The 19,660-nt window shown below is 60.0% G+C and carries 23 protein-coding genes; 12 read left to right on the top strand and 11 right to left on the bottom strand.

Annotated features, from left to right (window positions below):
* Window positions 1-189 precede the first annotated feature (189 nt).
* Window positions 190-735, top strand: coding sequence for a cysteine hydrolase family protein (locus ACP7E0_RS21260; protein WP_426127550.1), 546 nt, complete (start codon window positions 190-192; stop codon window positions 733-735).
* Window positions 736-926: 191 nt separating this feature from the next.
* Here the strand turns inward: ACP7E0_RS21260 and ACP7E0_RS21265 are convergent, their stop codons facing one another.
* From ACP7E0_RS21265 to ACP7E0_RS21310, 10 genes are all read right to left on the bottom strand, one after another.
* On the bottom strand, window positions 927-2,015 hold the full coding sequence (locus ACP7E0_RS21265; protein ID WP_426127552.1) for an ABC transporter ATP-binding protein: 1,089 nt from the start codon (window positions 2,013-2,015) through the stop codon (window positions 927-929).
* Entirely contained in the window at window positions 2,012-2,812 is an 801-nt protein-coding gene (locus tag ACP7E0_RS21270) for an ABC transporter permease (RefSeq protein ID WP_426127553.1), read from the bottom strand. The genes ACP7E0_RS21265 and ACP7E0_RS21270 overlap by 4 nt, the downstream gene beginning before the upstream one ends.
* Window position 2,813: 1 nt before the next feature.
* A complete protein-coding gene (locus tag ACP7E0_RS21275) occupies window positions 2,814-3,686 on the bottom strand; it encodes an ABC transporter permease (protein ID WP_426127554.1) in 873 nt (290 codons plus the stop codon).
* Between the two features lie 65 nt (window positions 3,687-3,751).
* Window positions 3,752-4,762 (bottom strand): polyamine ABC transporter substrate-binding protein, encoded by a 1,011-nt coding sequence (locus ACP7E0_RS21280; RefSeq protein WP_426127556.1) that lies wholly within the window; start codon window positions 4,760-4,762, stop codon window positions 3,752-3,754.
* A 133-nt stretch (window positions 4,763-4,895) separates the two neighbouring features.
* Entirely contained in the window at window positions 4,896-5,225 is a 330-nt protein-coding gene (locus tag ACP7E0_RS21285; protein WP_426127558.1) for an NIPSNAP family protein, read from the bottom strand.
* Window positions 5,226-5,230: 5 nt separating this feature from the next.
* Entirely contained in the window at window positions 5,231-6,697 is a 1,467-nt protein-coding gene (locus tag ACP7E0_RS21290) for an aldehyde dehydrogenase (RefSeq protein ID WP_426127559.1), read from the bottom strand.
* Window positions 6,698-6,701: 4 nt separating this feature from the next.
* Window positions 6,702-7,739, bottom strand: a complete 1,038-nt coding sequence (locus ACP7E0_RS21295; RefSeq protein WP_426127561.1) for an LLM class flavin-dependent oxidoreductase — start codon at window positions 7,737-7,739, stop codon at window positions 6,702-6,704.
* A 5-nt stretch (window positions 7,740-7,744) separates the two neighbouring features.
* A complete protein-coding gene (locus ACP7E0_RS21300) occupies window positions 7,745-8,671 on the bottom strand; it encodes a flavin reductase (protein WP_426127563.1) in 927 nt (308 codons plus the stop codon).
* Window positions 8,668-9,465 carry an alpha/beta fold hydrolase gene (locus tag ACP7E0_RS21305; RefSeq protein WP_426127565.1) on the bottom strand — a complete coding sequence of 266 codons (798 nt, stop codon included), beginning with the start codon at window positions 9,463-9,465 and terminating at the stop codon, window positions 8,668-8,670. Before ACP7E0_RS21305 ends, ACP7E0_RS21300 begins: the two co-directional genes overlap by 4 nt.
* A gap of 1 nt (window position 9,466) precedes the next feature.
* Window positions 9,467-10,069 carry an amino acid synthesis family protein gene (locus ACP7E0_RS21310; protein WP_426127567.1) on the bottom strand — a complete coding sequence of 201 codons (603 nt, stop codon included), beginning with the start codon at window positions 10,067-10,069 and terminating at the stop codon, window positions 9,467-9,469.
* A gap of 101 nt (window positions 10,070-10,170) precedes the next feature.
* Here ACP7E0_RS21310 and ACP7E0_RS21315 point away from each other — a divergent pair, with 101 nt between their 5' ends.
* The 7 genes from ACP7E0_RS21315 (at window position 10,171) to ACP7E0_RS21345 (ending at window position 15,455) form a co-directional block, all read left to right on the top strand.
* Window positions 10,171-10,902: a GntR family transcriptional regulator gene (locus ACP7E0_RS21315; protein WP_426127568.1), complete on the top strand. Its 732-nt coding sequence runs from the start codon at window positions 10,171-10,173 to the stop codon at window positions 10,900-10,902.
* A gap of 598 nt (window positions 10,903-11,500) precedes the next feature.
* Window positions 11,501-12,379, top strand: a complete 879-nt coding sequence (locus tag ACP7E0_RS21320; RefSeq protein ID WP_426127570.1) for a sigma-70 family RNA polymerase sigma factor — start codon at window positions 11,501-11,503, stop codon at window positions 12,377-12,379.
* Between the two features lie 94 nt (window positions 12,380-12,473).
* A complete protein-coding gene (locus ACP7E0_RS21325) occupies window positions 12,474-13,061 on the top strand; it encodes a flavodoxin family protein (RefSeq protein ID WP_426127671.1) in 588 nt (195 codons plus the stop codon).
* Window positions 13,062-13,199: 138 nt separating this feature from the next.
* Window positions 13,200-13,424 carry a hypothetical protein gene (locus ACP7E0_RS21330; protein WP_426127572.1) on the top strand — a complete coding sequence of 75 codons (225 nt, stop codon included), beginning with the start codon at window positions 13,200-13,202 and terminating at the stop codon, window positions 13,422-13,424.
* Window positions 13,425-13,583: 159 nt separating this feature from the next.
* Window positions 13,584-13,706 carry a hypothetical protein gene (locus ACP7E0_RS21335; protein ID WP_426127574.1) on the top strand — a complete coding sequence of 41 codons (123 nt, stop codon included), beginning with the start codon at window positions 13,584-13,586 and terminating at the stop codon, window positions 13,704-13,706.
* Between the two features lie 296 nt (window positions 13,707-14,002).
* Window positions 14,003-14,833 carry an IclR family transcriptional regulator gene (locus ACP7E0_RS21340; RefSeq protein WP_426127576.1) on the top strand — a complete coding sequence of 277 codons (831 nt, stop codon included), beginning with the start codon at window positions 14,003-14,005 and terminating at the stop codon, window positions 14,831-14,833.
* Between the two features lie 145 nt (window positions 14,834-14,978).
* Entirely contained in the window at window positions 14,979-15,455 is a 477-nt protein-coding gene (locus ACP7E0_RS21345; RefSeq protein ID WP_426127578.1) for a VOC family protein, read from the top strand.
* 30 nt (window positions 15,456-15,485) lie between these two features.
* On the opposite strand, the gene ACP7E0_RS21350 is transcribed toward ACP7E0_RS21345, so the two are convergent.
* The gene (locus ACP7E0_RS21350; protein ID WP_426127580.1) at window positions 15,486-16,364 is read right to left on the bottom strand and encodes an aldo/keto reductase family oxidoreductase; all 879 of its coding nucleotides are present in this window, start codon (window positions 16,362-16,364) and stop codon (window positions 15,486-15,488) included.
* A 287-nt stretch (window positions 16,365-16,651) separates the two neighbouring features.
* Between ACP7E0_RS21350 and ACP7E0_RS21355 the strand changes: the two genes are divergently transcribed.
* The 4 genes from ACP7E0_RS21355 to ACP7E0_RS21370 all read left to right on the top strand — a co-directional run bounded on the left by ACP7E0_RS21355 (window position 16,652) and on the right by ACP7E0_RS21370 (window position 19,533).
* A complete protein-coding gene (locus ACP7E0_RS21355) occupies window positions 16,652-17,026 on the top strand; it encodes an ArsR/SmtB family transcription factor (RefSeq protein WP_426127582.1) in 375 nt (124 codons plus the stop codon).
* A gap of 23 nt (window positions 17,027-17,049) precedes the next feature.
* Entirely contained in the window at window positions 17,050-17,583 is a 534-nt protein-coding gene (locus ACP7E0_RS21360) for an SRPBCC family protein (protein WP_426127584.1), read from the top strand.
* An 80-nt stretch (window positions 17,584-17,663) separates the two neighbouring features.
* On the top strand, window positions 17,664-18,137 hold the full coding sequence (locus ACP7E0_RS21365; protein ID WP_426127586.1) for an SRPBCC family protein: 474 nt from the start codon (window positions 17,664-17,666) through the stop codon (window positions 18,135-18,137).
* Window positions 18,138-18,318: 181 nt separating this feature from the next.
* A complete protein-coding gene (locus ACP7E0_RS21370; RefSeq protein ID WP_426127588.1) occupies window positions 18,319-19,533 on the top strand; it encodes an MFS transporter in 1,215 nt (404 codons plus the stop codon).
* The last annotated feature ends 127 nt before the right edge of the window (window positions 19,534-19,660 follow it).

The following is a 19,660-nucleotide window of genomic DNA, read 5'->3' on the forward strand; positions in this document are numbered from 1 at the left end:
TTCCGCAGCGGAGGTCAGCATGTCGGTCATGCCCAACACAGCCGCGGCCTGAGAACCTTCGTAGGCTAGGATACCGATCTCCGCAAAACCCGCCGGATTGTCCATATCACCCCCTTCTTTGTCGTTAATGCCACTCATATAACGCGCGGGCGTTTGGTACAACACGGCATATTTTCGAAAGGACATCTTATGACCAAGCGCGCACTAATCGTCGTTGACCTGCAGAACGACTACCTGACGAGTGGAAAGTTTCCCCTGGTGGGCATAGATGCAGCACTCGAAAACGCGGCGCGGGTGGTTGACGCAGCTCGCCGCTCTGGGGAAATGGTCATCAATGTACGCCACGAAAGCCCGGTCGATGGACCGTTCTTTGCCGTAGGCACGGAAGGGGCGGAAATCACATCCAAGATGGCTCCACAGGACGGCGAAGCGATCGTTACCAAGCGGCACCCCAACTCGTTCCGCGAAACCGAACTGGCTGATTTGCTGTCTACGGCTGGTGTCGATGAGGTCACGGTCATCGGCGCGATGAGTCATATGTGCATCGACGCAACCGCCAGGGCGGCTTCTGATCTGGGCTACAAGACCACCATCGTGGAAGACGCGTGCGCAACGCGCGACCTGGAATTCAAAGGCGAGGTCGTATCGGCCGACAAGGTCCACGCCGCCTATATGTCCGCTTTGGCCTTTGGCTATGGACAGGTTGTGTCGACTGCGGACTATCTCGCGAAGTAATTCGCGCGCCGTGGACAGCGGTTGACCGTCAGCTCACCGTCTTTTTCGTTTGTCACCTTTCGAACAGAGCATGGGCCAGTCGATTGGGAGCATCATCGTGGAAGGATCAAACACGCAAACAGGTCTGCTGCCAATGATCCCCAATCCTAATTATCTGCTTGTCGGGCGTAAGCGCGTGGAAATAGCCCCAATCACGATGCAACGAAGACATGAGCGCTGGCCGGATCGAAACCGAGCGTAATGGAATCGCCCCGGCTAATCCGAGATGCGGCTTCATGACCGAAAGGCAGACGCACGGACAGTGCCTCGCCAGTCTCGGCCGCGGCTGCTACATGGATATTGCTGCCGAGAAAGGTAATGTCGGTGACAGTGGCCGCGAGATTGGCGCCGCCTAGGCCACCTTGTCCGCGCGTCAGGGAAAGGCGCTCCGGCCGCAGCATTAGCGCTGCCAATCCGCCGGCAGCCCCCGGCCCATGCAACGGCACGCCACGGATGGCGCGGGAGCCGATTGCAATATCGGCGCGCCCGCCCTGCGCGGCAACAATCCGGCAACCAATAAAATCGCTATCGCCGACGAACTCGGCGACAAAGCGGGTGGCCGGATTTGCGTAGAGCTCCGGCCCGGTTCCGATCTGTTCGATCACGCCCCTGGAGAAAACGGCGATCCGGTCGGACAGCCGCAGCGCCTCCTCCTGGTCGTGCGTCACATAGAGGATGGTGACCTCGGTTTCCTGGTGAATGCGGCGGATTTCGTGCTGGATCTCCTCACGCAGCTTCTTGTCCAGTGCAGACAAGGGCTCGTCCATCAAAAGCACCGGCGGATCGTAGGCCAGCGCCCTGGCAAGCGCCACGCGCTGCTGCTGGCCACCGGACATTTGTGCCGGCTTGCGATCCTCAAACCCTTCAAGCCGGACGAGCTTCAGCATTCTCGCGACCTTCGCATCGATCTCGGCCTTGCCAAGCCTGCGGACCTTCAGCGGAAAGGCGATGTTTTCACCGACTGACAGATGCGGAAACAGCGTATAGCGTTGGAAGACCATGCCGATATTGCGCTTGTGCGAGGGCGTCGAGATCAGGCTTTGGCCGTCCAGCAGGATATCGCCGGCCGTCGGGTTTTCAAAACCGGCGAGGATATACAGCGTCGTGCTCTTGCCGGATCCGGACGGCCCAAGGAATGTCATGAACTCGCCGCGCTCGACGGTGAGATTGACCTCCTGAACAGCGGTGACGATGCCATAGTCCTTTCGCAAGGCCTGAATCTGCAGGAAGGGTTGGCTCATGATTTCAGTCCTTTGCGCAGCAATGCGACCAGCAGCATCAGGGCGATGGTGACGACGATGAGAAGGGTGGAGGCAGCAGCGATAACTGGCGTCAGGTCCTGGCGCAGCGTCGCCCAGATCTTGACTGGCAGGGTTTGCAGCGTCGGGCTTGCCATGAAGATGGCCAGAACGACCTCGTCCCAGGAGGTCAGAAACGAAAAGACCGCAGCCGAAAAAAGTCCGTGGCTGATCGATGGCAAGGTGACACGGATCTTGGCCTCCAGCGGAGAGGCGCCGCACAGAACCGCCGCATCCTCGATCGATTTGTCGAACCCTTCCAGGGCATTGGTGATCGACAGGATCGAAAATGGCAAGGCCACGACCAGATGTGCGATGACGAAGCCGGTCACCGTGCCGTTCAGCCCGACACGCAGGAAGAAGGCGTAGAGGGCTACAGCCAGCACCACGACCGGCAGGATCATCGGCGTCAAAAACAACGCGCGAAGGCCCTCCTTGCCGATGAAGCGGCCGCGCACCAGCCCGAATGAGGCGACAAGGCCGATCAGCACAGACAGCACGGTCACGATAGCAGCGATGTAAAAGCTCGTTCCGGCAGCCTCCAACCAGCGCGGATCGGCAAAGAACATGGCATACCATTTCAGCGTCCAGCCGGGCGGCGGGAAGATCAGCCATTGCGACGAGCCGAACGACAAGGCAGCGATGAAGAAGATTGGCAGGATGAGGAAGGCCGACGTCAGGGCCGTGATGCCCAAAAGCACCCATTTCCATCCTCCGAGACGATCGAAGTTCAACAGCATCTCAGCGTCCCTCCATCCGGGCCGTGCCGAACAGCTTCAGCTGGATGGCGTAGAGTGTCAGCGTCACCACCAGGAGAACCAGCGCTGCCGCGCCGCCCATGCCCCAGTTTACCAGCGACTGCACAAACTGCGCGATCAGTTCGGCCAGCATCATGTTGGCCGTGCCGCCGAGCAGCGACGGCGTGACGAAATAGCCGAGCGACATGACAAAAACCATCAAGGCGCCAGACACCATGCCTGGCGTGGCGAGCGGAATGAGGATGCGGGTCAGGGCCTGCCAGCGGGTCGCGCCGCACAGGGCTGCGGCCTGCAGGATGGCCGGGTCGATCTTGCGGATGACGCCATAGAGCGGAAGGATAATGAAGGGCAGCATGATATAGGTCATGCCGATCGTCACGCCTGTCAGGTTGTTGACCAGCGGCAACGGTTCGCTGATCAGCCCCATTCCCATCAGAGCCTTGTTGATGACGCCGGTGCGTTGCAACAGCACCATCCACGCATAGGTCCGCGTCAACAGATTGGTCCACATCGACAGAAGCAGGATCGCAAACACGATCGACGACAGCCGGGACGGCATGATGGCCAGTGCCCAGGCAACGGGAAAACCGATAGCCAGCGTCACCGCCGTGACCAGAGCGGACACGACGAAAGTGTTGAGGAAGATCTTCAGATACGTCGTGGAGCCGAGCAGAGCCGCATAGTTGCCGAGCCCCGGCTCTGGCTCCAGCACACTGCGCAACAACAGCGACAGCACCGGCAGAATGAAGAAGACCACCAGCAAGAGCAGAGCCGGCAGGGTCAGGGCAAAGTTCATGGGCCGCAGCCCCTTAGGTGCCGCCAATGATGGATCGTCTTGCGCAGTCAGCGAGGCCATGCCGAAAACCCTTCCGCCGTTCCGTTGAGAAATGCGGGCACGGCTATGCCGTACCCGCGACGATGTTACTTCGCCTGCCAAGCGTACCAGCGCTCACCGATCGCATCGCGGTTTTCAGCCCAGTAGCTCATGTCGGCATTGACCTGGCCCACCGTCTGCTGGTCCGGCAGGGTCTTGGCGACGTCCGGATCCATCAGCTTTGGCGAATCCAGATTGATGGGCGCATAGCCGGTGCCCTTTGCCATTTCAGCCTGTGCTTCCGGTGACGTCGCAAGCGCGATGAACTTCATCGCCGCAGCCTTGTTCTTTGCGCCTTTCGGAACAACAAGAGCGTCGGCCGCCGTGATGTTCTGCTCCCAAGAAGTTTCGACGGTCACACCGGTCGCCGCAAGCGCCGTCAGGCGGCCGTTCCAGAACGAGCCAAAGGGTGACTCGGCGGATGCCAAAAGCTGTTGGGACTGCGCGCCGCCAGTCCACCAGATGATATCGGCCTTGATCGTGTCGAGCTTCTTGAAGGCCCGGTCGAGGTCGAGCGGATAGAGCTTGTCGGGTGCCACGCCATCAGCCAGAAGTGCTGCCTCGACGACGCCTGGTGCCGACCACTTGTAGAAGGCGCGCTTGCCGGGGAATTTCACTGTATCGAACAAATCGGCCCAGCTTTTCGGGCAAGCCGAAACGGCGTCCTTGTTGCAGCCGATGACGAAGGAATAATAGAAGCTGCCGACCGAATAATCGGTAACGAAGCGCGGATCGAGTTTGCTTTTATCGATGACAGCAAAATCGAGTTTTTCCAACAGCCCGGCCTTGCCGGCCTGGACGGCATAGTCGCCCTCGACATCGACGACATCCCAAGTCACGCCGGCCGCCTCGACCATGGCTTTGATCTTGCCGTAGTCCGTAGGACCGTCCTGCAGAACGGTGACGCCTGATTTTTCCGTGAACTTATCTGCCCAGGCGGCCTTCTGCACGTCCTGTGTCGTGCCACCCCAACTGGTGAAGACCATGTCTTCGGCCCGCACCTGCGTGGATAGGCTGAGTGTTGCAGCGATCGCCGCGATAGTCAGTCTGTTTTTCATGTTCCCTTGCTCCGTTTGTTTGGACTGTTTTTCTTGGCTTCATTACAGCCGTCGGCTGTCCGTCCCGGGTTCTCGTAGAAGGTGGCAAAATCCCGAAATTTCGTGTCTTTCGAGCCAACGGCTCTCCGCCGGATCAGACCGGCCGTGTTCCTCCCGCCGGTGAAAAGGGTGCAGGTTTCAGAATCTTGTTTTCAGCGACCTCGATCAGGTCGCGGATTTTAGGCAAAAATGCATGCCAGGCGGGGTCTGCCATCAGCGCGCTGCGGCGGCCTTCCCGGTCATCAAGGCTGGAGAAGCCCCAGATGTGAACGATCTCATTGATCACGCCGATTTCCGAAAAGAAATAGCCGACGAGTTCGCCCAGGTGACGCTTCTGGATAGCGATGCCCTCGTCCTCCACCACCTTGAGATAGGAGGGGATGGCTCCATTCTTCAGCCGGTAGGTTCGCATCTCGTAGACCATGGCCGTCACCGCATCACAAAGGGATCGGGGATCGGATCATCGGAGGTGCGCAGCCATATGGTCTTGGTGCGGGTATAACCGAGTGCCGCCGCCATTCCGCCTTCGCGTCCATCGCCGGAAAGCCCGGAGCCGCCGAACGGGGCGATTGGCGATACCGCGCGGTAGGTGTTCACCCAGACGATGCCGGCACGGATCGATTTCATGAGCCGATGCGCCCGCGTCAGATTTTGCGTGAAGATACCGGAAGCCAGTCCGTAGGGCGTGCTGTTGGCCAGCTCGACCGCCTCGGCCTCGGTCTCAAAGGACATAACGGAGAGCACAGGACCAAAGAATTCCTTTTCCAAGGATGGCGAGCGCGTCCCATCGCAATCGAGAATAGTTGGCAGATAGAAATAGCCGTCCCCCTCAGGTGCCGACCCGCCGGTGACGAGCCTGGCTCCGCTCTCCAGCGCCGCTGCGACCAGCGTTTCGATGTGACGGCGCTGCCGCTCCGTTGCAAGCGGCCCGACCTCGGTATCCATGGACAGCGGAGAACCGATGCGGATGGCTTCCGCTTTCGTTTTCAATATATCGAGAAACCTGTCCTTGACGCTGCGCTCGACAATCAGCCGGGAGGCCGCAACGCAGCTTTGACCGGTTGCCGCGAAAATGCCCGCGACCTGCGCGTTGGCCGCACTTTCCAGATCGGCATCGGCGAAAACCAGCAGCGGAGACTTGCCACCCAATTCCAGGGATGTCGATGCAAGGTTTTCCGCCGAACTGCGCACGATATGGCGGGCCGTCTCGGCGCCTCCGGTAAAGGCTATATGAGCGACTTTCGGATGCGCAGTCAGCGCCGCACCGCAGGTGGCCCCGAAACCGGCGATCACGTTGACGACACCCGGCGGAAAGCCCGCTTCGTCTACAAGCCGGGCAAATTCAAGCAGGGGCGCCGGACCATCTTCGGATGCCTTCACTACGATCGTGCATCCCGCCGCAAGGGCCGGACCAATCTTCACTGCGGCAAGAAACAGTTGGCTGTTCCACGGCACGATGGCAGCCACAACCCCAACCGGCTCGCGGCGTAGCCAGACATCCATGTCCGCCTTGTCGATCGGCAGCGAAGCCCCTTCGATCTTGTCGGCGAGCCCGGCATAGTAGCGGTAATAGTCGGCGACATAGGCGATCTGCGAGGAGGTTTCGCGGATGATTTTTCCGGTGTCGCGGGTTTCGAGTTCAGCCAATCTCGGCACGCTCGCGGCAATCAGATCGGCAAGCCGGTAGAGGAGTTTGCCGCGCTGTGTCGCCGTCATGCGCGCCCAGCGTCCGCCGCCATACAGAGCCTGATGAGCTGCCTCGACGGCCTGATCGACATCGGCCTGCCTGCTCTCGGGCATCTCTGCCCAAGCAGCGCCCGTTGCCGGATCGACGCTTTGAAAGCGCGCCTCACCATTGCCGAACCGTCCATTAATGTAGCATTGGAACTGCTGCATCACGCTACTCCGCAAATGCCGGCATGACATCGGCGATGAAACGTTCGAGTGATGCCTTCTTGCGCTCGAAGCTCATGCCCGTGTCGATCCAGAAAGAATATTCATCATAGCCCATTGCCTCGTAGGCCTTGAGCCTTGCGATGACGTCGGCGGCATTGCCGACCACATTGTTGCGCCGCATGATTTCGGCGGAAAGCATTGCGTTTGCGGCAATATCCTCGGCTGCAATACGCTCGATCAGACCCTGATGGATCGGCTTTTCGTTCTTGAACCAGGCGAAGAAGTAATTGTAATAGACGCTCATTTCATGGGCGGCTTGCGCGATGTCGGTCTCGTCAGAGCCAACATAGGTGTGGCGCAGCAGCATGATCTTCGGCCGCTCGACTGAAGCGTTCTTGCTGCAAGCTTCGTTGAAACGTACCATCAGCGTCTCGACTTCGTCATCTCCCTGCCAAAGCGGCGTCACCTGCACGTTGCAGCCATTGGCAACCGCGAATTCGTGGGAGTTTGGATCACGGGCCGCAACCCAGATCGGCGGGTGTTGCTGGACCGGCTTCGGCGCTGATGTGGTGGACGGAAACTGATAGAACTCGCCGTCATGGGCATAGTCACCGTCCCACAGCTTCTTGACGGCGGGAATGAGTTCGCGCATGCGCTGGCCGGCGACCCAGGCGTCGAGCCCGGGCAGCAGGCGTTCGTATTCGAAAGAATAAGCGCCACGCGCGATGCCGATATCCAGCCGGCCATCGCAGATGAGGTCGGTCATCGCCGCTTCGCCGGCCAGCTTGATCGGGTGCCAGAAGGGCGCGATCACCGTGCCGGTGCCAAGCCTCACCTTGCTGGTGCGACGCGCAAGATCGGCGATCGTGATGAAGGGGTTGGGCGCGATGGTGAAATCCATGCCGTGATGCTCGCCCGTCCAGATCGCATGCATGCCGCCCTTGTCGGCGATCTCGCAAAGCGCCACGAATTCCTCATAGAGGGTTTTGTGATCCTGCTCGGCGTCAAGCCGTTCCATATGAACGAAGAGGGAGAATTTCATCGCACTCAGGCCTTCCTTGAAACCGGGTGAACTTTGCCGGCTATCTCGTTGCCGAAATAAACGCCGAAATTCCCGATCGAGTTTTCGAGATCAAACCGCCGGACGATATCCGCTGTCGCGGTGCTGTCGAATTTTTCCTGCAGCGCAGCGGCGGGCGCCATGAATTGGCCGGCAGCAGGTTCCCCGGCGCTTGCCGTCGCACGGTAGACAATGTGCTGGCGGTTGTCGGTGCGGCTCTCGTAGACGGAGTAGAGAAATCCGATCGAAATGTTCAGCCCCGTCAGCCGTTCAAGATGGGCGCGCAATGTCTGGACAGGCTCGCCGCTTTCCATCGCGCAGGCCGGGAGGCTGAGTGTGCCGCTGCCCAGGAAAAGAAGATCACCGTCGCGTTCGATCACCGCGCTCAGCTGTGCCTCCCCTTCCGCTGCTGCGGATACAGCCTTGCCGGCCAATGCGGGTGTGAAATAACTGCCGCGGGCGTAGCCAAGACCGTTCTTACCGCTGTTGTCGAAGGCCCTGACCCGGCCGGTCATGATGACATGATCGCCAGCATCCAGAATCTGCTGCGTGCAACAATCAAACCAGGCCGCGACATCGGCGAAGATCGGCGACCCCTGTGGCCCGGTTTTCCATTCGACGGCAGCAAAGCGATCTTCGACCGGACGTGCAAATGTGTTGGAAACTTCCTTCTGGGTTTCCGACAGGATGTTCACGGCGAATTTTCCCGCCTTCGTCATCGTCTCGAAATTCCGCGACGTCTTTGCCAGACAGACAAGCAGCAGCGGCGGATCGAGCGAAACGGACGTAAATGAATTGGCGGTAAAGCCGACCGGCCGGCCGGACGCGTCATGCGCGGTGACAACGGTGACACCGGTCGGGAAAGCGCCAAAAGCGTCGCGCAGAGCGCGCGCATCGAAACTCGTTTCGCTCATCGTGTTTCCTCCGGTTTCGCCAGCCAGTTCGCAAGTATCGTATTGACCTCTTCGGGCGCTGTCAGATTGACCATATGCCTGTGGCCCGCAATCAGCACGGCGTAACCATGGGGCGTGGCTTGCGCCATCGCATGGGCCATTGCCGGCGTGGAGTTGGGGTCGTCTGCGCCGGTGAGAAACAGGGCCGGGCAGCGAACCTTCTGCCAGCCATCGGCATAGGTGTCATCTCCACCGGCAAAGGCAGCATAGGCCGTAGCGTAGGCGGCGCGATCGACGCAGGACAACCAACGGTGGGTCAATCGGTAGGTTTCACTCCCTTGGGCGTCTGCGCCGAACCAGCGCAGCAACGGCCCGTCGATATCGACCTCTCCATCCTGGATTTTGCGGGCTCTGTCCATGACTGCGGCGCGCGCCGCCGGATCCCGGCGATAGACCGCATTCAAAAGAGCAACCCGGGACACTCTGTTGCCGAATGTGGCCGCAGCACCGCCGGCAATCAGGGCGCCCATCGAATGTCCGGCGACATTGGCGTATTCAAGCTTGAGGTCGTCGAGGAAAAAGCCCAGCCAGTCGACGAACGCATCAAGCCTCGACCCCTCCGACAAGGCCCGGCTTTCGCCATGGCCAGGCATATCGACGGCGATCACCCGATGCGACCTGCTCAGCACGCTCATTTGCGGCGCCCAGGCCTCCAGGCGCATGCCGACCCCGTGGATTAGCACCAGGGGCTTGCCGGAGCCTTGCTCCAGGTAGGCCGCGCCGTTTCTCGTGTGGGATCGCCGAACGGAGTCCATATCAGACAGCTGCCGGATTGGTGGCGTCGTTGCCGAGATCCTTCAGATCCTGGTAGCGGTCGCCGATACGATGATGCGGGCGGCCACCGACCGACGCGCCCAGAGCAACGAGGATTTCATTTGCCGCCGGCGCATCGCCGATCGACGTCTGGATGGTGAGATAGTGCGAGCGGCGCCCTTCGTCTTTCTTGTCCATCAGCGGGATCATCACCGGCGCATTGGCTGGGCCGCGCGTGTTGCAGAACGCGAGATAGGACTTAGCGCCGACGGCGCTGCGGTAATGATTGCCGAAACGCAATGTATGGATGAGCGCGGATGCATGTTCGAGTTCGCCATCAAGCCCGACGACTGCAGCCTTGCCGTAGGCTTCGACGTATTCGCCGGAACCGACGGCGTCGATGATCATCCGCGTCAGGAGCTCGCCGAGCACGGGCGCCGCCGCGTGGATCTCCGGTTTCAGATCATCCACAAACCCCTTGCCAGCCCAAGGGTTCCTCACCACGGCAATGGCGGCGTAAAGCTTGAGTGGCGTTGCGGCAGCCTTGCCGCCCTCGATCAGCAAGGTTTCCACCTGTAGCAGCGTCTTGCGAATTTCGATGGTCAAAGCCGTTTTCCTTCATTGCGTCGATATGCCGTATGATGGTATACCATACGACAACGTGTCAAGTCTTGTTTGGAATCATTTGAGCGGCTATTAAGGACAGCATGAGCCAGAACCTCCTTGCCCAAGCCGCCGCCCCTGCCCCGAACCTGGAATCGCTGCGGATCGACACACCGCCGGTCACCCTGCGGGAGATGGCGCTCGAGAGGCTGCGCAACGCGATCATCGCCGGCCTTTTCAGCCCCGGACAGCGTCTGGTCGAGCGCACCTTGTGCGATCAGCTCGGCGTATCGCGCTCGGTCATCCGCGAAGTGCTGCGCCATCTGGAAACGGAGGGTCTGATAGAGACTGCACCGAGACAGGGGCCCATCGTTGCTCTGATCGACTGGCATCAGGCCCGGCAGATCTATGATGTCCGTATTGCTCTCGAGACGACCGCCGTCGCCGACTGCGCCCGCAACGCGACGTCCGCCACCAAGGAAAAGCTGAAAGCGGTCCTGAAGGATCTCGACCGCAACTCCCGCAAGAACGATCCGCTGACGATCCTCGCCGCGACCACGCAATTCTACGAGACGATCTTCCTGTCTGGCGGGCACGAAATCGCATGGGATATCGTCAAGCGCTTGAACAGCCGAATTTCCCGTCTGCGCGTCATGACCCTTGCCACGATAAACCGCACCGTATCGGGCCCTGCACGTATGCGAGAGATCTTCAATGCGATCGAACGAAACGATCCCGACGCCGCCGACGCCGCCTGTCAGGCTCATATTTCCGAGGCGGCGGAGATAGCGCGAACCCTGTTGGAATCGGAAGGACGGCACGACGCGGGACGATGACAGTATGTCGGGGTTCTGTTCTCGCAAAAATATCGTCAAGCGTCTCAGATAGTGATCCGATTGTTATGAATGGCGCTCCAATGTAACGGTTGCGATGCCCTAGGCGGGCGTAAAAACCCCGGGATGCAGGTTCCATTGCAGGGCGCAAAGGCGGCGACAGTTCTTCGCGATTGTCCGAAGTAAAGGTGACCCGTGCGAACTCTCGGGCAATATCCGGATCGGTCTGGCAGAAGCCCAGACTAGAAGCCGATGAGATCGTCCAAGCAGGGAGACTGCAAGTCAGTAAATGTCTCGTCGCGCTCGATCAGCCAACATTCTTTCCTAACTTCAACGGCTCGCGTGGGTAGGTGGCGGTGTCCAGCGCGCCAACCGGTCAAAGCTTGGTATGTTTGATGATGCGCACCGATCTGGCGGTCCAAGCAGGCCATTGTTGCCATCAAGGAAGTAGGATAGCATTTTGCGGGCCGAAGTCGACGCCAGGCAAAAATCGAAGCAGCGTGTCACATATCGCGATCCTACCTCGTCTAGTCTTTAAGAATTGATAGACGAAGGAGACGGCCATGTCGGAACGAAAGCAACATGCGGCGGAGGCGGTGCGATGACGATAATGAGCGGCGTTGATGCTGCCCGCATTTTCGATCCGTTGCGGCCGAGGCTGATGCGGGTCGCGTATCGTATGCTCGGCTCGGTTACCGAGGCAGAGGATATCGTCCAGGAGAGCTTTCTGCGGTGGCTCGATGCGGATCGACAGGCGGTGCAGGAACCTGCGGCCTTCCTACACCGCATCGTGACGCGGCTTTGCCTCGACCATCTGAAATCGGCACGGAGCCGCCGCGAGACCTATATCGGCCCGTGGCTGCCGGAGCCTATGGTCATGACGACGGACGACGAGGTGGAAGACATAACGCTGCCTCTAATGCTCGCGCTGGAGCGCCTGTCGCCGCTCGAGCGCGCCGCTTTCCTGCTGCATGATGTCTTCGACATCGACTTCGAGGATGTCGCCGAAACCATCGGACGAAAACCCGCCGCCTGCCGCCAGCTTGCTAGTCGGGCGCGCGCCAATCTGCGCGGTGCGCGGCAGCGTTATGCCATGCCGCGGGAGCGCGGAATGCAGATCGCCTCAGCCTTCTTTGCCGCCTCGCGCAGTGGAGAGATGGAGGCGTTGCGCGCGCTGCTCGCAACCGATGCGGCCGTTTATACGGATGGCGGCGGAAAGGCGGTTGCGCCGCGGCGACCTGTCGTCGGCCTCGACAAGGTGATGAAGCTCTTCGCAGCATTGCAGCCAATCTTTGCCGCCAAGGCATCGCGGCTTCTGCACTATTCCCTGATCAATGGCCTACCGGGCTTTCTGACCATGGAAGAAGGTCCTAATCTGCAGACCACGGCGCTCGAAATCGAAGACGGCAAGATCATCGCCGTCTACGTGACGCGCAATCCCGACAAGCTCGCCCATCTCAGGCAATACGCTGCCGCTTAAGCGAAGAGCTAATATCGCATTTCCTCATCTCACATAGACCTTTCGCCGTCAGCGAATGGATCGTCATGCCATTCCCACAAAGGAGACTTTATCCATGTCCCAACCATTGATCGCCATCGTCTATCACAGCGGCTACGGCCATACGGCGCGGCAGGCGCAAGCCGTAAAAGCCGGCATAGATGAGGTGGCGGGCGCGACAAGCCAGCTATTGACTGTCGACGAGGCGCCGACATGCTGGAGCGATCTTGCCGGGGCGGAGGCGATCATTTTCGGCACCCCGACCTACGTAGCCGGCCCCTCGGCGGCTTTTAAGAGTTTTCAAGAGGCGAGCTCAAATGCGGTGATGGCGCAAGGCTACCGATGGAAAGACAAGATCGCCGCCGGTTTTACCAATTCCGGGACGCACTCTGGCGACAAGCTGGCGACGCTAATGCAGATCGCGCTCTTTGCCGCGCAGCACGGTATGCACTGGATCAATCTTGATCTGCCGCCAGCAAACAATTCCCGGCGCGGCAGCGAGCAGGATCTTAACAGACACGGCTTCTGGCTTGGGGCGGCGGCACAATCAAATATCGACGAAGGCGCCGATATTGCGCCGCCCGAAGCCGACCTTGCGACTGCTTGCCATCTCGGCCGTCGGGTCGCCCTAGCGACGCTCCAATTCGTGCGTGGCCGGCTCTAATCAGAATCAGGCAGGCGTGCGCGTGACTTCGGGACCGCGGCACATTTAATGATATTTGCCGAAAGACTTCCTTGCCCTAACAGTGCCTTTTTCGAAGACTTCAGCGAGACCGTGGTGCCCTTCCGGGATGCCGGTTTCATGACCAGTCTATCGCAGACGCTCATTAAACTGACAGCTCCAGGCAGACCGGACATTTATCAAGGGAGGGAAGGGCCAGACTTCAGCCTGGTCGACCCAGACAACTGCCGCCGCATCGACTTCGCTGCTCTGAATGCGAACGAAGAAAATGTGAATCAGACCGATCAAGTGACCGGCTTTCATCGGAGGAAGGCCCATCTTATCCGCAAGGTGCTGCATATTTGAAAGCTCAATCCAGACCTGTTTAACCTTGGTAGCTATTTGCCCATCGAAGCGTTGGGCCGAAGAGGAGACAAAGTCGTGGCCTTCGCACGGGTGCTCGACGGACAATTTGCACTAACGATCGCTCCAATAATGGTTTTTGGTCACGTTGTTCGTGGATCCATGCAACTCACAAAGGGCTTCTGGGCCGACACGGTCGTGCGGATACCTGAACATCTTCGTGGGTCACTTCGCGACGTCATCTCCGGCAAGGCTCGCAGCGGCGGCGAGGTGCTCGCTGGCTGATATACTCGAAGAGAATGCAACTGCCCTTCTGCACAACGGATTGGATACGATAGATTAGAAAGTGTTGCGAAAATCGGATTCACCCGGGAACAAATCGATCGATCAAGGTAAAGCTCGGTTGCACAACCGGCCGTTTGGCAGGTTTACGGGAAGTTTTAATTTCCTCTGAATGCTCGCCTCATGCGTGAATACTGGAGCCATCGAAAACGCTCCCCACCGTTCAACTCACCGAACGTCCGTTTCACTTTGCCGAATGATGCAATATGTCATGGTGGATCAGACAATACGGAGCCGGCATGGCCGAAAAGACGACCCAACAGGATCCCTTGCGCGCCAAGCGCGGCCGCAAGGCGGGCGAGCACGCCGTCCCCTCCTCGGTTCAGGTGCTCGACCGCAGCCTGAAGCTGCTCGATCTCGTCGCCAGCGCCGATGGTGCGGCCCTCACCGACCTGTCCGATCGGTCCGGCATGGCGCCGTCCACCGTCCATCGGCTGCTCACCTCGCTTGCAGGTCACGGCATGGTTACCCACGATGCCGAAACCGGAGCCTGGACCATCGGTCTGAAAGCCTTCGAGATCGGCAATGCCTTCCTGCGCTTTCGCAAGCTCGGCACGATCAGCCGCCCTTTCCTCAAACACCTGATGGAACATTCGGGCGAAACCGCCAATATCGGCATCGAGGACGGCGGTGATGTCGTCTTCATCTCGCAGGTCGAAAGCCACGCCCCGATGCGCGCCTTCTTCCGTCCCGGCCGCCGCGGCCCCATCCACGCCTCCGGCATCGGCAAGGCCATCCTATCGACCTGGGACAACGCCACCATCGAACGCCTGCTCTCGCCCCGCCCGCTCAGACGTTTCACAGAAAAAACCCGCGACACGTTGCCAAAACTGCTGACCGATATCGAAACCATCCGGGCACGCAGCTGGTCGATCGATGACGAGGAACACACGCTCGGCATGCGCTGCCTCGCCGCTCCTATCTTCAATGAATACGGCGAAGCGATCGCCGGAATTTCCGTCTCAGGCCCGGCTGTGCGTTTGCCGGACGAAACACTCGCAGCACTCGGACCGGTGGTGAAGGCTGCAGCCGACGGGGTGACGCAGGCGATGGGGGGAAGATTGGACTGAGGTCGGAGTTGTCTATCTGGGCCGATGCAGGAACATCGATCGCGCGGATGCATTCTACCTCTGCAAAGGTTAAGCTGATGACGAAACGCGCCTGATTAAACCAGCATAACGCTAAATTGGATCTCTCAACGCGAAGGGACAGACAATGGCAAAGAATACGATTTGCGTTTGGTACGACAAGGACGCCGAAGACGCTGCCCGCTTCTACGCCGAAACGTTCCCCGAAAGCAGCGTCGGCGCAGTCATGCATGCACCAGGCGACTTTCCCGATGGCAAGCAGGGAGACGTGCTGGTTGTCGAATTCACAGTCGCCGGTATTCCCTGCATCGGCCTGAACGGCGGCCCCACCTTCAAGCACAGCGAAGCCTTCTCATTTCAGATTTCGACGGAAGATCAGGAAGAAACCGACCGCTACTGGAACGCAATCGTCGGCAACGGCGGCCAGGAAAGCGAATGCGGCTGGTGCAAGGACAAATGGGGCATCTCCTGGCAGATCACCCCGCGTGTTCTCATGGAAGCGATGGCAGTAGGCGGTGCGGAGGCTAAACGCGCGTTCGAGGCCATGATGCATATGAAGAAGATCGATGTCGCCGCAATCACGAAGGCGAGGCGCGGCGATTGACTGCCGCGCCGCCCTGTTTTTCAAAAAAGTTCAGGCAGCCTTACCCGGCGCGATGCCGTCCAGTTCCTGAATGGCATCGGCCGGCAAGGCCAAACCGGCGACGGCCAAATTTTCCCTGAGATGGCCGCGGGACGAGGTGCCGGGGATCAAGAGGATGTTTGGCGCGCGCTGCAACAACCACGCGAGAGCCACCTGCATCGGCGTTGCGCCAAGCCGTGCTGCAACATCCGACAATGTCGATGACTGCAGCGGCGAGAACCCTCCGAGCGGAAAGAAGGGCACGTAGGCTGTGCCTTCCGCCGCCAGCTGATCGATCAGAGCTTCATCCTCGCGATGGGCGAGATTGTACTGGTTTTGAACGCAGACAATCTCCGTGATCTTTCGCCCGTCGGCGATTTGCTTCGCGGTAACATTGGACAAGCCGACATGCTTGATCAGCCCTTGGCGCTGGAGATCAGCAAGAACGCTCAGCGGTTCCTCGAGCGAACCTTCCGCCGGGCCATGAATGCCGAGCATCGAACGCAGGTTGACCACCTCGATCACGTCGAGACCGAGATTCCTGAGATTGTCGTGGATCGCCTGCGTCAGGGCCTCCTTGGAGAACGCCGGATTCCAGGATGCGTCGGCACCTCTCGTCGCGCCGACCTTGGTAACGATGACGAGATCATCGCTATAAGGGTGCAGCGCTTCCTTGATGATCTGATTGGTGACGTGCGGACCGTAGAAGTCACTCGTGTCGATATGGTCAACGCCGCTTTCGACCGCTTCGCGCAGTACCGCGACTGCCTCGGTGCGATCCTTCGGCGGGCCGAAGACGCCCTTGCCGGCAAGCTGCATGGCACCGTAACCGAGACGCTTCACCGTGCGGCCGCCGAGCTTGAATGTGCCGGATTTTTTAAGATTGGACATGATGTACCTCCGTTTGATCACAGGAGAAATAGGCCGCATTAGTCCGCGCGATAAGTGGGGACAATGCGCACGGGCTGTGCGATTTTCCGCACAATGCCCTCGATAAAAAGACTGTGTCAGTCCGGCTGCCATCATAGTGAAGTCCCAGCCATAGCCGTCGTTAGCACAGAACGCGGAAAGCTGCGCCTTCGCATGCGAAAATGTCTCGAAGCGGTCCGCAGCACGCTGCAACAGATTCATTCAACCAATCAGTTGACTATTTTCTGGATGCGACTACATTCAACCACATGGTTGAACAAAAAACACTGCAGATGAATTCAGTCTTTCACGCCCTCAGCGACGGCACACGCCGTCAGATGCTGCGGGAACTGACGCGCCGCGAGCGCACGGTGAGCCAGCTGGCGGAGCCGTTTTCGATGTCGCTGGCGGCGGCATCCAAACATATCAGAGTCCTGGAAGGCGCCGGCATGATCCGCCGAGAGGTGCGAGGACGCACCCATCTGTGCCGGCTTGAGCCCGAGCCGCTTGCCACCGCATATGAGTGGTTGGGCTTCTACGAACGCTTCTGGAACGACCGCCTGGACGCCCTCGAACGGCTCCTGCGCGAGGAAGATGCACACAAAAGCATGACCAAAGACCCTGATCGCAACACCGGCGGCTGAACCGCAGCAGAAGGAGAAGACCGATGAACACGCTTGCCCATGTCAATCCCTATGGCGTCCTGATCGAGCCCGACACAATGAAGCTTGAGCGCCTGCTGCCCGGCCCGATCGAGCGGGTCTGGTCCTATCTTGCCGAAAGTGACCTGCGTAGCCAATGGCTGGCGGCGGGCGACATGCCGATGAAGATCGACGCGTCCTTCGAGCTGGTCTGGCGCAACGACACCCTTTCCAATCCGCCCAGCAAACGGCCGGAGGAGTTTGCCGAAGTGCAGCGGATGCAGAGCCGGATCGTCGAGCTCGACCCGCCAAGACGCCTCACCATTTCCTGGGGCGGCAGCGGCTCCGTGTCCTTCAATCTGGAGCCGAAGGGCAGCGATGTCCTGCTGACCATAACCCATCGCCGCATGCCGGATCGCGCCGCGGCCCTGATGTTTGGCGCCGGCTGGCACATGCATCTCGACACGCTGGCCGCCCGCATCAACGGACAGCCGCCGCAGCCATTCTGGGAGGGATGGGCCCGCCTAAAGTCCGAATATGACCGGTTGATTCCGGCTTGATTCAATCCGCGCGGTTCAGTCCCTCCGGGATACGCCGGAGGCAATGTCACCGCCTTACCCCAAAGAAAACGGAGATAGCCATGACCAGTTTCACCACATGCTTTACCGTGGACCAGACGCCGGAAGCCGCTTTTTGTGCCATCAACAATGTGCGCGGGTGGTGGTCGAAAGCAATCGACGGTCCCACCGATACCGCCGGCGGTACGTTCGATTATCATTTCCAGGATATCCACCGCTGCAAGATCCAGGTGAGCGAACTCATCCCCGGAAAGAGGATCGTCTGGCACGTCCTCGACAACTATTTCAGCTTCACCGAAGACGAGACCGAATGGACGGGTACGACCATCGTTTTCACTATATCCCGAACCGGCGGAGGCACGGAAGTCCGCTTCACCCATGAGGGTCTGGTTCCCGAATACGAATGTTACGATGCCTGCTCCGACGGCTGGAGCACCTACATCAGTGGAAGCCTGCGCGCCTTGATCGAGACCGGCAAGGGCGACCCCAATCTCGGAGACCCGATGACCGGAACAGAACGGGCACTGGCCGGCTAGGCGATCTATCCTCCCGACGTGCCGCACCGCGACGCCGCTCTTGCGGCGTCCGGACATCGTCGTAAACTTCCGCCGTGCATGGTGAAGCCACCCGGCGATGTACGCGCCGGCCCCAGGCGCAACCGGCCGCCAACTCGGCCGTTGCCGCAGAAGCATGAGATCATTGAAACGGAGACATGCAATGAACGCTTCTTCCTATCGCTGGGTCATCGTCGCTGCCGGCGGTCTGCTCGGCTGCCTCGCCATCGGCGCGGTGTTTTCCCTGCCGGTATTCCTCCTGCCCATCTCGCGCGATACCGGATGGTCGGTCACCGGCATATCGAGCGCCATGACCATCGGCTTCCTGGCCATGGCACTGGCCAGCATGATCTGGGGCACTTTGTCGGACCGCTGGGGTCCGCGCGTCATCGTGCTGACAGGTTCGGTCATCCTGACGGCAAGCCTTGCCTTTGCCAGCCGGGCAACGTCGCTGGTCGAGTTCCAGCTGGTCTTCGGTCTCGTCGTCGGCGCAGCCACTGCCGCCATCTTCGCGCCGATGATGGCCTGCGTCACCGGCTGGTTCGATACCCATCGCAGCCTGGCCGTCTCGCTCGTCTCGGCCGGGATGGGCATGGCGCCGATGACCATGTCGCCGCTCGCCGCCTGGCTCGTCTCCGTCTATGACTGGCGAACCTCGATGCTGATCATCGCAGCCATTGCCGCTGCTATCATGATTCCCGCATCGTTCCTGGTTCGCAGCCCACCCGTTGTGGAGCACGAAAGCGTCGGCGCGGCGGGCGATCAAGGTCCGCAATCGGACATGACGATGAACCAGGCCCTGCGCTCACCCCAGTTCATCGTTCTGATGCTCACCAATTTCTTCTGCTGCGCCACCCATTCCGGCCCGATCTTCCACACCGTCAGCTACGCCATCAGCTGCGGCATCCCGATGATTGCAGCGGTATCGATCTACAGCGTCGAGGGACTGGCCGGGTTGGGCGGCCGCGTCGCCTTCGGCCTGCTTGGAGACCGCTACGGCGCCAAGCGTATCCTGGTCATCGGCCTGCTGATCCAGGCGTTCGGAGCGCTGGCCTATGTCTTCGTCCGCGAGCTTACGTCGTTCTATGCCGTGGCAGCCCTGTTCGGCTTCATCTATGCCGGGGTCATGCCGCTCTATGCGGTGCTGGCGCGCGAAAACTTCCCGCAGCGGATGATGGGCACCGTCATTGGCGGAACCGCCATGGCCGGCAGTCTCGGCATGGCCACAGGCCCCGTCGCCGGTGGTCTGATCTACGATACGTTCGCCACCTATAGCTGGCTCTATATTGGTGCCTGGGGCATCGGCATCGGCGCCTTCCTGATCGCCATGACCTTCCGGCCGTTCCCCAAGGCAGTGCCGCAACTGGCGCATGCCTGAGGCTGCCCGGCGCGGGTTGTCTCCCGGGACGAGCAGTTCGGCCTCAACGCACCGCGAAAAACACGCGATGTCCTGCCCTTCACAGCCCGTTGCAAAACCGGAACCCCCGCGTTACTCGGGAACATAA

It is taken from the genome of Pararhizobium sp. PWRC1-1, from assembly GCF_049897905.1.
In the GTDB taxonomy this organism is placed as follows: domain Bacteria; phylum Pseudomonadota; class Alphaproteobacteria; order Rhizobiales; family Rhizobiaceae; genus Pararhizobium.

Bases quoted from the DNA above. Each gene is read 5' to 3' on its own strand.
- ACP7E0_RS21305 (WP_426127565.1), bottom strand. From the start codon at position 9,465: ATGGACTCCGTTCGGCGATCCCACACGAGAAACGGCGCGGCCTACCTG.
- ACP7E0_RS21330 (WP_426127572.1), top strand. From the start codon at position 13,200: ATGACCAGTCTATCGCAGACGCTCATTAAACTGACAGCTCCAGGCAGA.
- ACP7E0_RS21275 (WP_426127554.1), bottom strand. From the start codon at position 3,686: ATGGCCTCGCTGACTGCGCAAGACGATCCATCATTGGCGGCACCTAAG.
- ACP7E0_RS21290 (WP_426127559.1), bottom strand. From the start codon at position 6,697: ATGCAGCAGTTCCAATGCTACATTAATGGACGGTTCGGCAATGGTGAG.
- ACP7E0_RS21270 (WP_426127553.1), bottom strand. From the start codon at position 2,812: ATGCTGTTGAACTTCGATCGTCTCGGAGGATGGAAATGGGTGCTTTTG.
- ACP7E0_RS21280 (WP_426127556.1), bottom strand. From the start codon at position 4,762: ATGAAAAACAGACTGACTATCGCGGCGATCGCTGCAACACTCAGCCTA.
- ACP7E0_RS21300 (WP_426127563.1), bottom strand. From the start codon at position 8,671: ATGAGCGAAACGAGTTTCGATGCGCGCGCTCTGCGCGACGCTTTTGGC.
- ACP7E0_RS21265 (WP_426127552.1), bottom strand. From the start codon at position 2,015: ATGAGCCAACCCTTCCTGCAGATTCAGGCCTTGCGAAAGGACTATGGC.
- ACP7E0_RS21350 (WP_426127580.1), bottom strand. From the start codon at position 16,364: ATGTCCAATCTTAAAAAATCCGGCACATTCAAGCTCGGCGGCCGCACG.
- ACP7E0_RS21365 (WP_426127586.1), top strand. From the start codon at position 17,664: ATGACCAGTTTCACCACATGCTTTACCGTGGACCAGACGCCGGAAGCC.
- ACP7E0_RS21355 (WP_426127582.1), top strand. From the start codon at position 16,652: ATGGTTGAACAAAAAACACTGCAGATGAATTCAGTCTTTCACGCCCTC.
- ACP7E0_RS21320 (WP_426127570.1), top strand. From the start codon at position 11,501: ATGACGATAATGAGCGGCGTTGATGCTGCCCGCATTTTCGATCCGTTG.
- ACP7E0_RS21345 (WP_426127578.1), top strand. From the start codon at position 14,979: ATGGCAAAGAATACGATTTGCGTTTGGTACGACAAGGACGCCGAAGAC.
- ACP7E0_RS21335 (WP_426127574.1), top strand. From the start codon at position 13,584: ATGCAACTCACAAAGGGCTTCTGGGCCGACACGGTCGTGCGGATACCT.
- ACP7E0_RS21295 (WP_426127561.1), bottom strand. From the start codon at position 7,739: ATGAAATTCTCCCTCTTCGTTCATATGGAACGGCTTGACGCCGAGCAG.
- ACP7E0_RS21340 (WP_426127576.1), top strand. From the start codon at position 14,003: ATGGCCGAAAAGACGACCCAACAGGATCCCTTGCGCGCCAAGCGCGGC.
- ACP7E0_RS21370 (WP_426127588.1), top strand. From the start codon at position 18,319: ATGAACGCTTCTTCCTATCGCTGGGTCATCGTCGCTGCCGGCGGTCTG.
- ACP7E0_RS21260 (WP_426127550.1), top strand. From the start codon at position 190: ATGACCAAGCGCGCACTAATCGTCGTTGACCTGCAGAACGACTACCTG.
- ACP7E0_RS21325 (WP_426127671.1), top strand. From the start codon at position 12,474: ATGTCCCAACCATTGATCGCCATCGTCTATCACAGCGGCTACGGCCAT.
- ACP7E0_RS21360 (WP_426127584.1), top strand. From the start codon at position 17,050: ATGAACACGCTTGCCCATGTCAATCCCTATGGCGTCCTGATCGAGCCC.
- ACP7E0_RS21315 (WP_426127568.1), top strand. From the start codon at position 10,171: ATGAGCCAGAACCTCCTTGCCCAAGCCGCCGCCCCTGCCCCGAACCTG.
- ACP7E0_RS21285 (WP_426127558.1), bottom strand. From the start codon at position 5,225: ATGGTCTACGAGATGCGAACCTACCGGCTGAAGAATGGAGCCATCCCC.